Genomic DNA, 14,074 nt, shown 5'->3' with positions numbered 1-14,074 from the left:
GCGGTGAACATCAACTCCATTGACCTGAATCTTTTCCTGGTGTTCCAGGCGATCTACGCCACGCGCAGCGTCACGCTCGCGGGCGACCGCCTCGGCATGACGCAATCGGCGGTGAGCAACGCGCTCAAGCGCATGCGCGAACGCTTCAACGATGCGCTGTTCGTGCGCACGGCGGACGGGATGGTCCCCACCCCCGTCGCCGAGCGGCTCATCGCGCCCATCGAGGAAGGCATCGCCTGCCTGGCGCAGGCTGTCGACCAGGGCCGGACCTTCGAGCCGGAGACATCGAGCCGCACGTTCCGGATTGCGGTCAACGACATCGGGCAACTGGTCATGATGCCCGAGCTGCTGTCCGTCGCACGCGGCATCGCGCCCGGCGTCCGCTTCGAAACCGTGGACGTTTCCATGGCCGATGCCCGGCAGCGAATGCTGCACGGGCAGATCGACATCGCGCTCGGCAGTTGGGAATCGATGGGGCCTTCGTTCTACCAGCAGCGGCTGTTCGACGAGACCTTCGTGGTGCTGATGTCGAAGGCGTCACCGCTGGGCGCGCGCGAGCGCATCGAGCTCGACGACTACCTCGCGGCCGAACACATCGCGTACCGGCCCCAGGGAACGACCGATTCGCAGCTTCAGCAAACCCTGGACAGGGCAGGCGCGCTCGATCGGCGGCGGGTGGTTCTCACCGCCGCCCACTCGCTGGGCTTGACGTCGATCGTCGCCACGTCGGGCCTGCTGCTGACCGCGCCGGCACGCCTTGCCAAGGCGATGGTGGCAACGCGCGCGGACCTGCGCAGCGTCGAAGCGCCCTTCGAGGTCAGGCCCTTCGAGATTCGCCAGCAGTGGCACGAGCGGTTTCACCAGGACAGCGGCAACCGCTGGCTGCGCGAGCTGATCTTCGGACTCTTTCACGAGCGATCGAGCCGCGAGCCCGTGTCGCAGACGCGGAGCAAGTGATCAGGGCGTTGGTGGCGCGCCGTCCCATGCTTGGTCGAGCAAGGCGCGCAGCGCCGCTATTTCCAGCGGCCGTGGATTCGGGTACTGGTTCGACGCCGCCAGCTCGGCCGCTTTTTCAAGCCCGTTGGCGGGCATGCCGATCGACTTCAGCGACACCGGCGCGCCATGCATTCTTGCCAGTTCAAAGAACCCCATGGGCGCATCCGCAACGCCGAGCGCTCTCGCGATGCGGGCCATGGCTTCCGGCGCCGAGCCGGCGTTGTACCTGAGCGCATGCGGAAGAACCACCGTATGCACTTGCGCATGCGGCAAGTCGAAGGTGCCGCCCAGGGTGTGGCACAGCTTGTGGTGCAGGCCCATCGACACGGCCCCCAGCACCGTGCCGCACAGCCAGGCACCGTAGAGCGCCAGGCTGCGTGCCGGCAGATCGTGCGGGTTGTCTCGAAGCGGTTGCAGCGACGCAGCGCAGGCGCGGATTCCCTCTTCGGCCATCAACGCGACTACGGGATTTCCATCGTGGGCGTAGAGGCCCTCCGCCGCGTGCGCCATGGCATTGATCGCGCTCGTGACCGTCAGATCCAGGGGCAGCGACAGCGTGAGCTTGGGGTCGTAGACCACCACGCTCGGAAGCACGCGCGGATCGCGCCCGGTCTTCTTGAGGCCGCCTTCCGTGATGCCGTAGATGGGCGTTACTTCGCTCCCCGCATAGGTCGTCGGCACCGCAATGATGGGCAGCCCCGACTCCAGCGCAATGGCCTTGCCGAGACCGATGGTGGAGCCGCCTCCGACGGCCAGGGCGCAGTCCGCCTTCAACTCGGAGGCGAGTGCGCGCGCCTTGCGCGCGATCTCGATCGGCACGTGCATGGCCGCTTCGTCGAAGATGAATGCGACGCGGCCGGGAAGCCGGTCGGCAATGGCCTCGGCCTGCCCGCGTTGGTTGGGCGTGCACAAAACGAGCGCACGCCGGGCACCCAGGCGCTCGATCTCCGCCGGAAGCTGGTCGATGCTGTCGGCGCCGAAGACGATGCGCGAAGCGCTCGCGGTGTAGACGAATCGGTCCATGCGTCTAGTCCCTCGGCACGCTGTTCAAGACGAAGTCGTAGTCGAGTGTGTAGAACGGTACCTCCATTCGCGTGCCGTCGGGAGCGAAGCCGGGCTCGTGGCGCTTCCAGTCGGCGATGAGCGAGGAGCGCACGCCGAACACGGCGTCCGATTCCAGATAGCTGCCGCCCGCGCGGAACACATGGGTGATGAGCGTCTCGTAGCCCGTCGCCTTGATCATGAAATGCAGGTGCGCGGGACGCCACGGATGGCGCCCGAGTTGCTCCAGCATCTGGCCGACCGGGCCGTCGTGGGGAATGGGGTAGGGCACGGCCACGATGGACTTGAAGTGGTAGCGCCCGTCTTCGAGGCTCTCCAGATGGCCCCGACCCTGCGCATGGTCCAGCTCGGGGCGCTGCACGTCGTACCAGCCCTCATCGTCGGACTGCCACACGTCGATGCTTGCATGGGCGATGCGCTCGCCATCGATCCCGCGGATGGTTCCGCCGACGAAGCAGGGTTCGCCGCTCGCGCCGTTGGAGATGTCGTCGCCGTGCTTGTACTCCGGCGCGTCGGGCACGTAGAAGGGCCCGAACACCGTCGCCTCGGTGCAGCCCGTCGGGCGCCGGTTGCACTGGGCGGTGACGAGCGTCGACAGGCCCAGCACGTCGGACAACAGGATGAACTCCTGGCGCTTTTCGTCGGTGATCTTTCCGACGGCCGTGAGAAAGTCGATGCCGCGGGACCACTCGGCTTCGGTGAGCTGCACCTCGCGCGCAAAGTCGTGCAGATGCCGCACCAGGCTGTCCATCACGGTCTTCAGGCGCGGGTTGGGCGTTGCGCCTTGCGCCTTCAGCGCGGCGCTGGTGATGGTCCACTCGTCGATGTCGATCATTGGTAGCAACCTTGCCTTTCCGGGGCGGCTCAGGATTGCGGCAGCTTGAACAGCGACAACGCGTTGGTGCGTCCGATCTTCTTGCGGTCGGCCTCGCTGATGCTGGCGTCGTTGAACCAGTTCGACGCATGGTCGACATTCTCGAACGGCCAATCGGTCGAGAACAGGATCCGGTCCGATCCGATCTCCAGCATCGCATCGATCAGCGTCTGGGTGCGGAAGTTGCCCGATGTCGTGAGGTAGAAGTTTTCATTGAAGTAGTCGCACAGCTTGCGCTTGGCCGGATAGGTCTTGGGCGCCTCGACCCAGGCGTTGCGATGATCGACGCGCCACATGTTGTAGGGCAGCCCTTCGCCGAGGTGGCCGAGGATGATCTTGAGACCCGGATGCCGATCGAAGAGGCCGCTTGCCATCAGGCGCAGCGCGTGAACGGCGGTTTCCTGTGCAAAGGCCCATGTGGGGCCGAGCAGCCATGGGTGACCTTCGTAGATCTGCGCCCAGCTCGCGAGCGGATTGCGCGGATGCAGATAGAAGGGCGCGTCGAGCCGCTCGGCCGCGGCCCAGAACGATGCGTACTGCGGCGCGTCGTAGTAGACGACGTTGTCGGGCGTGCCGACCTGCGAGAAGCCATTGACCAGCGCACCGCGAAAGCCGAGCTCGGTCATGCAGCGCTCGAGTTCCTGCGTGGCCTTGTCGGGGTCCTGCATCGGCAGGGCGGCGAAGGCCTGGAAGCGGTCGGGCCGCTTCGCCACCTGCTCGGCAAGAAAGTCGTTGGCGCGCACCGCAAGCTCATACGCTTTCTTGGGGTCCGGCACCGCCTGCACCGCGGGCGCGTTCAGCGAGAGGATCATCATCTCCATGCCGTTCGCGTCCATCTGGCGCAGGCGCACGTCATGAAGGTCGAGCAGGCGCATGCTGAGCTCCTTCCAATACGCGCCAGGCACGAAGCCGGCCGAGTCCTGCAGCGTTTCAGGAATCGCGAAATGTTCCTCGAGGCCGATCTTTCCTTGCATACCTGTCTCCTTGGTGCGGGGCAGCGCCACAACGGCGCTCAACCTGCCGGTCAATCTATGAGAGCGGAGGGATACGGTCCAACAAAGATCGGTGATAGCGCGCATTCGGAGATCACATGGGGGCAGCATCGGGCGCCGGGTGGGCGCGACCTGTGGGTAGACCCGCCCCAACATTCACAGGCCGCATAAAGGGCATCCGGAAAATGCGTTGGACCCACCGAGCCGGCAAGACCATGATCGCAAGCATCGCCGCACAGCTCTGCAACTCCCGTTGAGAGACGGGGCGGTGCACAGGCATCTTTGCCATTCGAATCGGAGACAAGAGTCATGCGTCAAATCGACCTTCACAAGCTGGCTGACGATGCCCGCTTCAACCGCTTCCACGGGCTGGTGCTGCTCTGGTGCGCGCTCATCATCGTGTTCGACGGCTACGACCTCGCGGTGGTCGGCATCGCACTGCCTTCGATCATGAAGAAGATGGGCGTCGACGCGACCAATGCCGGGTTCATGGTCAGCTCCGCGCTCTTCGGCATGATGTTCGGCGCCATCTTCATGGGCACCATTGCCGACCGCATCGGCCGGCGCTGGGCAATCGTCATCTGCGTGGGCTTGTTCAGCGTCTTCACCGCTGCGGCAGGGCTGGCCGAGAGTCCCATCGCATTCAGCGCGATGCGCTTCCTGGCCGGGCTCGGCATCGGGGGCGTGATGCCGAACGTGGTGGCGCAGATGACTGAATATTCACCGAAGAAGATCCGGTCCACCCTCGTGACGCTGATGTTCAGCGGCTATGCCGTCGGAGGCATCATCGCGGCGATCCTCGGCAAAGGGCTCATCGAGAGCTACGGCTGGCAATCGGTCTTCTTCGCGGCCGGGCTGCCAGTGCTGTTGATTCCGCTCATTCTCAAGTCGGTGCCCGAATCGATGCCGTTCCTGCTGGCCAAGGGCCGCACAGAAGAACTCAAGAAGATCGCCTCGCGCCTCGACCCGAGCTATCAACCGTCGGCCACCGACAGCTTCGTGGTGCCGGCCAAGGACCGGGCCGACAGCGCGCCGATCAAGCACCTCTTCTACGACGGCCGCGGCTTCAGCACGGTGATGTTCTGGATCGCGTTCTTCATGTGCCTGTTCATGGTCTTCGCGCTGAGTTCGTGGCTCACCAAGCTCATGGCGAGCGCGGGCTACAGCCTCGGCTCGGCACTGACCTTCGTCCTGGTGCTGAATGTCGGCGCCATGGTTGGCGCCATCGGCGGCGGGTGGCTCGCCGACCGCTTCCACATCAAGTACGTGCTCGCGGGGATGTATGCGCTGGCAGCCGTTTCGCTCACGCTGCTGGGCTACAAGATGCCGACGCCGGCGCTCTTCGTTCTCATCGGGCTGGCCGGGGCCTCGACCATCGGCACGCAGATCGTGGCCAACGCCTATGCCGGGCAGTTCTATCCGATGGCCGTGCGCGCCACCGGCCTCGGGTGGGCATTGGGCGTCGGCCGCAGTGGCGCGATCCTGGCCCCCATCCTGATCGGCATGCTGGTGGGCATGAACCTCCCGCTGCACCAGAACTTCATCGCCATCGCGATTCCGGCGGTCATCGGCATGGTCGCGGTGCTGCTCATCCAGCACGACCGGTCGGCGTCGGCCACGGCGCAGCGGGCGGAGGCAGTTGCCGCGTTGGACAAGGCACTGGCGGGGGTGCCCGGAACGCCTCGCGCTTGACCGGCTGAAGCGATCCGCCTGGTTCCTTGCCTTTGGCGGGAACGCGTCCCGGAGTCCTAACGGGCGAGGAATTCGAGCGCCGTGGGCACGAAGTCGGCGTGAAACTGAAACACGCCGCCGTGGCCGGCATCGGGATAGATGACCAGGGTGCTGTTGGGCAACCGCCGCGCCAGGTCGTGCGAGTTCGACGTGGGAACCATCCGGTCGTCGTCACCGTTGGCGACGAGCACGGGTTGCTTCACCACCGAAAGGTCGGCGGGTTCTTTCCGGCCCCAGGCCCCAAGCGCCCGCAACTGCGCCATGTAGGCAGTGAGCGTGATTTCCTTGTCGCGATTTTCCGGACGTTCCTTCAATCGCTGCAGAAAGGCCTTGCCCGCCTCGATGCCGCCGGGCGTGCGGGTGAAGAACAGGAATTGCTTCGGATCCTGGCCGGTGAACAAGCCGCGCAGCAGGTCGTAATTCGCAATGCGGGCCACCGTGCTGATGCCCTCGCCGCCCGCGGGGCCCGTGCCCGCGAGAATCATCTTGCGCACGAGTTGCGGCTCCTTGAGCACGATCTCCTGGGCGATCATTCCTCCCATCGAGAAGCCGAAGAGGTCGACCTGCTCGAACCCCTTCGCCTTGATGAAGGTGATGGCGTCATCCGCCATCTGCTCCATCGAACTGGACGGCGATCCGCTGGTCGCCCCGACGCCGCGGTTGTCGAAGGCAATCACGTGGTGCCTGGCCGCAATGCCGTCCATGATGCGCGGGTCCCAGTTGTCCAGCACGGCAGCCAGGTGGACCAGAAACACCACGGGCGTTCCGCCGTTCTGCGTTCCCAATTCGCGGTACGCGAAATCGATGCCGCCCGCGGAGATGGATTGCGTGGGAACGTTGGCCCAGGTGACGCGCGGCACCTGGGCCGTCACCGGCGCACGAGGCTTCGCGCCGTCGGCCGGAGCATCGACTGCCCCGGCCGACTGCGAAATGGCGGATGCCGCAAGCGCGAGAGCGAGCGCGGCGGCTTTGGACGAATGACGCATTGCATGAGCTCCTGGGATGCGTGAACGGTTCAGGCCGCCTGCGGCAGGTAGCTGGGCCGCGGTGCCGTCATCCCGCGCTTGACCTGCTGGGTGATTTCGTCGGCCAGCACCTCGTCGGCACCGGCTTCGAGCCCGTCGAGCGCGCGCGCGACGATCTCCTCCGCGCTCGACTTGGGCACATCGAACCCGCGCGTGAGGTCGGTGTCGACATAGGCCATGTGCAGCCCCAGCACCTGGGTCTTCTGCGCCGACAGTTCGGTGCGCAGCGCATTGGTGAGCGACCACGCGGCGGACTTGCTCGCCGAGTAGGCGGCCAGCTCGCCGCCGTTCATCCATGAGGCAACCGACAGGACGTTGAGCAGCGCGCCGCCGCCGTTGGCCTTGAGAATCGGCGCGAAGGCCTTGCTCACGCGCAGCACGGCGAAGAAGTTGGTCTCGAAGATGCGCCGTGCGATCTCTTCACTGTCGGCCGCGAGAAAGCCGCCGGGCTGGGCAATGCCTGCGTTGTTGATCACCAGCGTCACGTCGGTCGCCAGCGCCGCGGCGGCTGCCACGTCTTCCGGCTTGTTGACGTCCAGGCGCAGGGCCTGGACACCAGCTTGCGTGACCGTCGCGGGGTCGCGTGCACCCACGTAGACCTTGCGGGCACCGCGAGCGAGCAGATCGCGTGCGAATGCCAGGCCGATGCCGCGATTGGCGCCCGTGACGAGGGCGACGGAATTTTCGATCTTCATGGGAATCTCCAAATAAAAAAGAGGGGGACCAATACCGCTATCGCACCTTGACGACGACCTTGCCCCTGGAGCGTCCCTGGGCGAGGTATTCAAGTGCTTCCTTGGCTTGCTCGAACGGAAACACCTTGTCGATCACCGGCCGGATGCGCTCGGCCTTGAGGAGTTCGCCGATCTCGGCGAGTTGATTGCCATCGGGGCGGGCAAAGAGAAACGAGTAGGTGACGCCCTGCTTCTTCGCCAGGCGCTTGATCTTTCGGCTCATCATTGCGAAGACGAACGTCAGGACGAAGTTCAGCCGTCGGGCGCGAGCGAATGCCGCGTCCAGCGGCCCGACCAGGGAGACCATGGCGCCCCGCGACTTGAGGATGCCGACGGACTTTTCCATCGCATCACCCCTGACCGTGCCAAGCACCGCGTCGTAGCCGCGCAGCACGTTCTCGAATTCCTGCTTCTTGTAGTCGACGATCTCGTCTGCGCCAAGGCTGCGCACCAGTTCGACGTTGCCCGTGCTGGTGGTCGTTCCCACCTGGGCGCCAAGGTGCTTGGCCAGCTGGATCGCAAAGGTGCCCACGCCGCCGGAGCCTGCCGGAATGAACACCTTCTGGCCGGCCCGAAGATTGACGCGTTCCTTCAGCGCTTGCCACGAGGTGATCCCGACCATCGGGATCGATGCGGCCTGCACGAAGTCCAGGTTGGCCGGCTTCAGCGCGGCAGCGCTCTCCGGAACCACCGCGAACTCGGCGATCGAGCCGGTGCCCAAGTCGAAGATGTTGGCGAAGACGGCATCGCCTGGCTTGAAGCGGGTTACGCGGCTGCCGACCTCGGTCACCACACCAGCCAAGTCGCTGCCCAGCGTAGCCGGAAACTCGAACTTCAAGACGGCTTTGAAGAGCCCGGTCGGGATCATGTTGTCGATCGGGTTCACGCTCGCAGCGTGGACCTGAACCAGCATTTCGTCGGGCTTCAGCGTGGGACGGGGAACGTCGGTGAAGCCGATCCCGGGCGACTTGCCGTAGCGTTTGAAGGTGAGTGATTTCATGTCTTTCCTTGTTCCGGTGTGGCGAGGGGTGGTTAGTGGTTCGGCATGAAAGCGCCATTTTTTGCATGTCGCATGATGATCATCATATTTATGAGCGAGAAAAAAGGCGCTGCTTCGCGACCTGGATTCAGCGCGGAGGCAGGTGCTTCAGCGCCGCCTCGCACAGGCTGGCCGACAGCGCGGGTTCGTCGACCGCGCGCGCCAACATCAACGTGCCCACCATGGTGGCGACGGTCACGAGTGCGCGTTCGTGGGCAGCAGGCTGACCCCAGTCCGGCGATTGGCGGGCGACGAAATCGATCATTTCCTTGATGTGCCGAGTGGTCACGCGGCGCACGTCCGGCGCCTGGCGCGGGGTTTCCGAGCCCAGCGCGGCCAGGGGGCAGCCCAGCTCCACCTGCGCCAGGTGCTCGGGCGACAGATAGGTGCGGAGCATGGAGTTCAAGGCCTGCGCAGGCGGCACGCTGGCAACCACGCCCGCGGTCGCGGCGGCTGTCTCGGCGCATGCCCGGGCCGCTGCTTCGGCCAGCATGGCCTCGCGGGACGGAAAGTGGGCGTAGAAGGCGCCGTGGGTCAGGCCAGCCTCCTTCATGATGTCGGCGACACCAGTGCCGTCGTAGCCGCTGCGACGGATCGCCCGGGCAGCCGCGGACACGATGCGCTCGTGCGAGGCCTCCTTGGCGGCTGTCCTGGCGTTGTGCTTTGCGGTTGGCATGATGCGTATCATACGTATTTTTCAGAATATGTACAGCGCATTTTTCCGCGGTCCGTATGGAAAGGATGACCCGCGAGAACCGAACCGCTTGGAGTCCAAGCGGTTCGGTCAACGAAGCGACCGGCTCACCACTTCATGCGCAGCCCCAGCGAGCCTTGCACCGTGCTCTTCACCTTTGCGTCGCCACCGGAGGCCCAGAGCTTGCCGACTTCGCCGTAGACGCTGGTTGTCTGGCTCAGCGCCAGCGTGAGGCCGCCGGCCAGTTCGCTGGAGGTGGAGCCGGTGCGGCCGGTGATGTCGGCCATGCCAGCGGGTCCGATGAAGCGGGTCAGGTCGGCGCCACCGCTTGTCTTGTAGACGTTGAAGCGTCCGTAAGGCTGCAGCATGCCGAGGCTCGTGGAGATCTCGCCCTTCAGGCGCACGCCGATGCGCCCGATCCAGCCGTCGTCGCTGTCCTGCCGCACGCGCGCACCGGAGATCGCGATGTCGTCCAGCCCGAGATGCTGGTGAATCAGTTGCAGCTGCGGCTCGATCTTCCAGCCGCTCGCCCCCAACGCAAAGGACTGGCCCACTTCGATGGACGCCATCAGGCTGTCGCCCTTGCCTCCGCTGCGCAGCGTCGACAGGGGTTGGGCGGTGTAGCGGTGCCGTCCGGCCTGCAGCACGGCGTCCGCGTAGAAGCCCGAGTCGGCGGTCCAGGTGCCGTAGGCGCCCAGGTACTGGCTGCGCAGGTCGTTGGAGCCGACGGCCAAGTCGGCGATGCCGCTCGCGAAGCCGTTGACCCGGATGCGGCCGTCGAGCTGGCCGACGTACACACCGGCGCGCCAGTTCGATGTGGCGAACAGGTCGGTACCGGCCTGGAAGCCCTTGACGTTGCCCTTGCTGTGCGGGTTGACGGTGCCTTGCTGGTGGATGTCGATGTCGGCGGCGATCACGCGGCCCCAGGCCCGGCGCTCACTGCCGCTCGAAGCGACGCCAGCCGTCCTGACATCATCGTCGCCGATGCGCTGGTGCAGGTTGCCGATCATGGCCAGGTCCATCTGGCGCAGCTTGCTGGGCAGCGCGGACAGCAGCGGGACTTCGGCACGGTAGGTCGGCACCTGCACGGCGATCGTGCCTGCGGTGCCGCCCGCCGAACCGCCCGTGCCTGTCGTTGGTGTGGTGGTGGGCGTCGTCACTGTGGTCGTCGAGCGCAGGTACCAGTTCTCGCCGGCGCCGCTCGCGTCCGCCGCATGCAGGCGGTACTCGTAGGCGCCTGCGTCGACATGGCCGCCGCTCAGGGCGAAAGCGTCCTTGCTCGTCTGCGCGGTGGTTGTGGCGCCATTGAGCGCCGAGACCACCTCGATGCCGTTGCCTGTGGTCAGCGCGCCCAGGCCGCCGAGCTGGGTGATCTGCACACTGGTCTTGCCGCTGGCCGAGGCGCTCGCACCATCGAGCACCAGCCGGTCGCTCACGCTGGAGCTGTCGCCCAGGAAAGTACCCAGCCGCAGCACGCCGTTGTTGCCCACATAGGCGCCGTTGACAGTGAGGGTGGTGCCCGGAGCGCTGCCCACCGTCGAGACCGTGCCGCTGTTGGCCAGCGAAGCGACCGTCTGGCTGAACCCGGCCAGGTCGAGCGTGGCGCCGCTTGCCACGGTGTGCGCCGAGGCCGCGCTGAAGGAGCCGGTGGCCCCGGCCCGGAGCGTGCCTTCAGCCACATTGGTCGCGCCGGTGTGGGTGTTGGTACCTGAGAGCGTGAGCGTGCCGCTGCCCAGCTTGGTGATGAAGCCACCGCCGCTGATGTTGCCGCTGAGCGTTTCGCTGAAGGCGCCGGTGTCGATGATCGGATCGTTGTTGCCCGTCAGCTCAATGGCGTTGGCGAGGTTCAGGCCGTCGGCAACGAAGCCGAGCGTGGTGCCGTCGTCCATTGCCAGTGTGCCGGTGCCCAGCGCCAGGCTGTTGCCGACGTTCAATCGGCCCTGCTTGAGCGCTGTGCCGCCGCTGTAGCTGTTGGCCGCGGTCAGCGTGGTGGTGCCCGCGCCTTGCTTCACGAGCGAGCCCGTGCCGCTGATGGTGCCCGAAAGCGTCAGCGCATCCGAGCGGTTGACGACCAGCGTCGCGTTGTTCACCACGTCGCCCACGATGCTGCCGGTGGTGCCGCCACTGCCGAGCTGCAACGTACCCGCGTTGATGGTGGTGCCGCCGGTGTAGCTGTTGTCGGCGGTGAGGATCGTGGTGCCCACGCCGGCCTGCACGAGTGCGCCGCTTCCACTGATGGTGCCCGACAGCGTCAGCGCGTCCGAGCGGTTCACGGTCAGCGTCGCGTTGTCGACGATGTTGCCTTGCACCGAGCCGGCGGTGCCGCCGTTGCCAAGCTGCAGCGTTCCCGCGGTAATGGTGGTGAGACCGGTGAAAGCCTGGTCCGCGGTCAGCGTGAGGACGCCCGCGCCGGTCTTTTCGATGCCGCCGGAACCGGTGACAAGCCCGTTGTACGTTGCGTCGGTCGGCTGGGCGAAGCGCACGAGCCCTGCATTGCCGATCGCCTGGGGCGCGAACTCCGCGGTGCTTTGCAGAACGCCCGGGCCTGCGACATTCATGCTGCCCGTGTAGGTGCTGGCGTTGGCGCCCAGGATCAGGGTGCCGCCATTCACGGTCGTGCTGGTGATGCCCGAGCCCGGCAGCGCGACATTGAAGGTCCAGATGCCGGCATTGCTCTGCAGCGTCTGGAATCCGGCGAGGGAGAGGGGCGCAAAGGTCGATGCGGCGCCATTTTCGCTTTTGAGCGTGAGCAGGTTGGTGCCGCCACCACCATTGATGTTGCCGGTGATCGACGAGCCCGTGAAGACATGCAAGGCATCGTTTCCGTTGGCGAAGTTGAGCGATCCGATGACGCTGCCCTTGTTGGTGAAATCGACGGCCGAGGTGCCGTTGGCTCCGAACACCGTCGCGGTGCCAGGGTTGCTGCTGCCCGCCACATAGCCCGCTTCCATCGTGCCGGTGTTCAGGATGGTGTTGTTGCCCGAGTTCGCCTGGAACCAGATCGCCGCATTGGTCGACCGCACGGTGCCGTGATTGATGATCGTGTTGCCGCTACCGACGGGATTGACGGCCTCCGAATTGCCGGCGGTTCCATCGGCGAAGACGTTGGCGCCCTGCTCGATGGTGAGGGTGCTGTTGCTGTTGAACTCGACGGTATTGGCGCCGATGCCCCCCGGGTACTGGCTGTTGCCGTTGACGGAACTGTTCTGGACCGTGGCGCCGCCGCGAATCGTGATGACGGCATTGTTGCCAAGGCTGATCGCGGAGGTGTTGCCTGTACTGATCAATGCACCAGGTTGGACATCCACCGAGGTGTTGTCAGCCGTGGCTGGCCCGGCCCCGACCGTCGTGCCCTGTGTTCCGCCTGTCGGGCCGCACGAGATGGCTGTGCCCGCGGCCACGCAATCTGCCGCGGCGGGCATGGACAAGGTCGCCAAAGCAAGGGCCACCGCGGCACCTGCCGCACTGGCAGCGCTGCTTGCCTTCGCGTGACCTCTGCTCAACTCCGAGACGACTGTCCATGCCGCAAGAGCATCGTTCCATACGATGCGAAAAACTCTGTTCATGATCTTCCTGGTGGGTCCCGCCGCCGCGGTGTAGAGACGCTGTACCAACAAGATCAGGAAGTACGGCCTCTGCCGAACAAGCCCTCTGTGCCGGAGCGCCGAGCGTGAGCGCGCGAGCATATGTAACAAGGGCCCGGTTGGGGTTAACCATTGTTAACTCCAGCCCTCATTTCATTAACTAGTTCACAAATGACGCGCGATTTGGTACTCGCTCCGACGCTCCGTGCAGTGGCTCTCGGAAAGCTGAACGGTCCGGTGAAGGTGTCTCAGACTTCATGATGCCGGCCAGCGACGTTCGCGCTGACCTTCACAGACGACCTTGTCTCATGCATTGATGGCAAGGAACAGCAGCTGAGGTCATCGACCGGATTGTCGGCAAGCACCTCAAGAGGCGAGGGTCCGAGGGCTGCTTCGATGACCATCGACAGCCCATGCCCGAGCGTCAGCCGCGCCGAGCCGCCTCGATGGCGGCGATGTCGATCTTCGTCATCTCCATCATGGCTTCGAACGCGCGTTTGGCAGCCGCTGGATCAGGGTCTGCGATCGCCTCTATCAGGGCCCGTGGCGTGATCTGCCAGGACAGTCCCCACTTGTCCTTGCACCAGCCGCACGCGCTTTCCTGGCCGCCGTTTCCGATGATCGCGTTCCACAGGCGGTCCGTCTCGGCCTGGTTGTCGGTCGCAACCTGGAATGAAAAAGCCTCGTTGTGCTTGAACGCCGGCCCCCCATTCAGGCCGAGACAAGGGATACCCATGACCGTGAACTCGACGGTCAGGATATCGCCCTCTTTGCCGGCGGGGTAGTCGCCGGGCGCGCGATGGACAGCGCCCACCGCGCTGTCCGGAAACGTATCGGCGTAGAACTTTGCGGCGTCCAGCGCGGTGCCGTCGTACCAAAGACAAATCGTGTTCTTGCTGGTCATCCTGGTTCTCCTAGGTTGGATCAGGTGCGCATGATTGCGCGGTTGCAGCGGCAGGCAAGGCCCATCGCGCCGGGTAGCACTTACTTACTTCGATCGCCCGTCGAAATGCTGCACCGGCACCGCATCCAGATCAATGCCCTCGAGGCATCGGATGTTGATGGCCGCCATCTTGTTGCCCTTGGGAGCGGTGCCCTCGCCGAAGGTGTGAATGCCGCAGACGGCGCAGAAGCGGTGCGAGATCACATGCTTGTTGAACATGTAGGTGCTCATGTCCTCGGACGGCGTCTTGAGCCGGAGCCGATCGTGCGGCACAAACCACAGCAGCGATCCCCTGCGCTGGCACATCGAGCAATTGCATGCCATCGCACTTTGAATGTCACCCTCGACCTCGAAGGCGATCCTGCCGCAGTGGCAGCTACCTTGGTAATTCATGGGACCT

Annotated in this window: 12 protein-coding genes; 2 read left to right on the top strand and 10 right to left on the bottom strand. The window is 65.2% G+C overall.

The genetic code is table 11. The features are described from left to right. Positions 1-3: 3 nt before the first annotated feature. Entirely contained in the window at positions 4-957 is a 954-nt protein-coding gene (locus tag ACJ7Z0_RS00440) for a LysR family transcriptional regulator (protein ID WP_434788164.1), read from the top strand. Here the strand turns inward: ACJ7Z0_RS00440 and ACJ7Z0_RS00435 are convergent, their stop codons facing one another. From ACJ7Z0_RS00435 to ACJ7Z0_RS00425, 3 genes are read right to left on the bottom strand one after another with little or no spacing between them, the layout of a single operon-like run. Next, positions 958-2,019 carry a maleylacetate reductase gene (locus ACJ7Z0_RS00435; protein WP_434788163.1) on the bottom strand — a complete coding sequence of 354 codons (1,062 nt, stop codon included), beginning with the start codon at positions 2,017-2,019 and terminating at the stop codon, positions 958-960. Positions 2,020-2,023: 4 nt separating this feature from the next. Then, a complete protein-coding gene (locus ACJ7Z0_RS00430; RefSeq protein WP_434788162.1) occupies positions 2,024-2,893 on the bottom strand; it encodes an intradiol ring-cleavage dioxygenase in 870 nt (289 codons plus the stop codon). 29 nt (positions 2,894-2,922) lie between these two features. Beyond that, positions 2,923-3,906 (bottom strand): amidohydrolase family protein, encoded by a 984-nt coding sequence (locus tag ACJ7Z0_RS00425; RefSeq protein WP_431121903.1) that lies wholly within the window; start codon positions 3,904-3,906, stop codon positions 2,923-2,925. 327 nt (positions 3,907-4,233) lie between these two features. Between ACJ7Z0_RS00425 and ACJ7Z0_RS00420 the strand changes: the two genes are divergently transcribed. Continuing rightward, positions 4,234-5,616 carry an MFS transporter gene (locus ACJ7Z0_RS00420; protein ID WP_434788161.1) on the top strand — a complete coding sequence of 461 codons (1,383 nt, stop codon included), beginning with the start codon at positions 4,234-4,236 and terminating at the stop codon, positions 5,614-5,616. 56 nt (positions 5,617-5,672) lie between these two features. Here ACJ7Z0_RS00420 and ACJ7Z0_RS00415 read toward each other — a convergent pair whose 3' ends face one another. The 7 genes from ACJ7Z0_RS00415 to ACJ7Z0_RS00385 all read right to left on the bottom strand — a co-directional run bounded on the left by ACJ7Z0_RS00415 (position 5,673) and on the right by ACJ7Z0_RS00385 (position 14,067). Next, entirely contained in the window at positions 5,673-6,641 is a 969-nt protein-coding gene (locus tag ACJ7Z0_RS00415) for an alpha/beta fold hydrolase (RefSeq protein WP_434788160.1), read from the bottom strand. Between the two features lie 29 nt (positions 6,642-6,670). Then, entirely contained in the window at positions 6,671-7,375 is a 705-nt protein-coding gene (locus tag ACJ7Z0_RS00410) for an SDR family oxidoreductase (RefSeq protein ID WP_434788159.1), read from the bottom strand. Between the two features lie 37 nt (positions 7,376-7,412). Next, on the bottom strand, positions 7,413-8,414 hold the full coding sequence (locus ACJ7Z0_RS00405; protein ID WP_434788158.1) for an NADP-dependent oxidoreductase: 1,002 nt from the start codon (positions 8,412-8,414) through the stop codon (positions 7,413-7,415). A 127-nt stretch (positions 8,415-8,541) separates the two neighbouring features. Then, a complete protein-coding gene (locus ACJ7Z0_RS00400; protein ID WP_434788157.1) occupies positions 8,542-9,141 on the bottom strand; it encodes a TetR/AcrR family transcriptional regulator in 600 nt (199 codons plus the stop codon). Positions 9,142-9,254: 113 nt separating this feature from the next. Continuing rightward, the gene (locus tag ACJ7Z0_RS00395; protein WP_434788156.1) at positions 9,255-12,713 is read right to left on the bottom strand and encodes an autotransporter outer membrane beta-barrel domain-containing protein; all 3,459 of its coding nucleotides are present in this window, start codon (positions 12,711-12,713) and stop codon (positions 9,255-9,257) included. A 442-nt stretch (positions 12,714-13,155) separates the two neighbouring features. After that, positions 13,156-13,635 (bottom strand): VOC family protein, encoded by a 480-nt coding sequence (locus tag ACJ7Z0_RS00390; protein WP_434788155.1) that lies wholly within the window; start codon positions 13,633-13,635, stop codon positions 13,156-13,158. 84 nt (positions 13,636-13,719) lie between these two features. Next, positions 13,720-14,067, bottom strand: a complete 348-nt coding sequence (locus ACJ7Z0_RS00385; protein WP_434788154.1) for a GFA family protein — start codon at positions 14,065-14,067, stop codon at positions 13,720-13,722. Positions 14,068-14,074: the final 7 nt, after the last annotated feature.

Source organism: Variovorax palleresanus, from assembly GCF_051144945.1.
In the GTDB taxonomy this organism is placed as follows: Bacteria; Pseudomonadota; Gammaproteobacteria; order Burkholderiales; family Burkholderiaceae_C; genus Variovorax; species Variovorax paradoxus_S.
The sequence above is the reverse complement of the archived record's forward strand: the minus strand, read 5'-3'. Positions and strand labels throughout refer to the sequence as shown.

Excerpts from the sequence above, each read along its gene's own strand:
- ACJ7Z0_RS00435 (WP_434788163.1), bottom strand. The coding sequence starts at position 2,019 with ATGGACCGATTCGTCTACACCGCGAGCGCTTCGCGCATCGTCTTCGGC.
- ACJ7Z0_RS00430 (WP_434788162.1), bottom strand. The coding sequence starts at position 2,893 with ATGATCGACATCGACGAGTGGACCATCACCAGCGCCGCGCTGAAGGCG.
- ACJ7Z0_RS00425 (WP_431121903.1), bottom strand. The coding sequence starts at position 3,906 with ATGCAAGGAAAGATCGGCCTCGAGGAACATTTCGCGATTCCTGAAACG.
- ACJ7Z0_RS00420 (WP_434788161.1), top strand. The coding sequence starts at position 4,234 with ATGCGTCAAATCGACCTTCACAAGCTGGCTGACGATGCCCGCTTCAAC.
- ACJ7Z0_RS00415 (WP_434788160.1), bottom strand. The coding sequence starts at position 6,641 with ATGCGTCATTCGTCCAAAGCCGCCGCGCTCGCTCTCGCGCTTGCGGCA.
- ACJ7Z0_RS00410 (WP_434788159.1), bottom strand. The coding sequence starts at position 7,375 with ATGAAGATCGAAAATTCCGTCGCCCTCGTCACGGGCGCCAATCGCGGC.
- ACJ7Z0_RS00405 (WP_434788158.1), bottom strand. The coding sequence starts at position 8,414 with ATGAAATCACTCACCTTCAAACGCTACGGCAAGTCGCCCGGGATCGGC.
- ACJ7Z0_RS00400 (WP_434788157.1), bottom strand. The coding sequence starts at position 9,141 with ATGATACGCATCATGCCAACCGCAAAGCACAACGCCAGGACAGCCGCC.
- ACJ7Z0_RS00395 (WP_434788156.1), bottom strand. The coding sequence starts at position 12,713 with ATGAACAGAGTTTTTCGCATCGTATGGAACGATGCTCTTGCGGCATGG.
- ACJ7Z0_RS00390 (WP_434788155.1), bottom strand. The coding sequence starts at position 13,635 with ATGACCAGCAAGAACACGATTTGTCTTTGGTACGACGGCACCGCGCTG.
- ACJ7Z0_RS00385 (WP_434788154.1), bottom strand. The coding sequence starts at position 14,067 with ATGAATTACCAAGGTAGCTGCCACTGCGGCAGGATCGCCTTCGAGGTC.